The sequence below is a fragment of the Dactylosporangium aurantiacum genome (assembly GCF_000716715.1).
Classification (GTDB): Bacteria; Actinomycetota; Actinomycetes; order Mycobacteriales; family Micromonosporaceae; genus Dactylosporangium; species Dactylosporangium aurantiacum.
Map to the genome: position 1 here is coordinate 1 of NZ_JNYJ01000201.1, position 242 is coordinate 242.

Genomic DNA, 242 nt, shown 5'->3' on the forward strand with positions numbered 1-242 from the left:
CCAGCCACAACGCGCCGAGCGCGCTGGCCTTGCCCAGGTCGAACGCCTTGAACGCGGTGTCGTACACCGCCACGGCGAACGTGGTCGTCGAACCCGCCGGCCCACCACCGGTCAACACGTAGATCATGTCGAAGTGCTGCACGTTCCAGATCACCTCCAGCAGCACCACGATGCCGAGAATCCCGCGCAGGTGCGGCAGCGTCACATGCCAGAACCGGTGCACCGCACCCGCACCGTCCAAC

At 66.5% G+C, this 242-nt stretch carries 1 pseudogene; it reads right to left on the minus strand.

Going from position 1 to position 242, the window contains the following annotated elements:
* Positions 1–223: pseudogene (locus OP18_RS50900) on the minus strand (sugar ABC transporter permease); the annotation flags it as partial.
* Positions 224–242 lie beyond the last annotated feature (19 nt).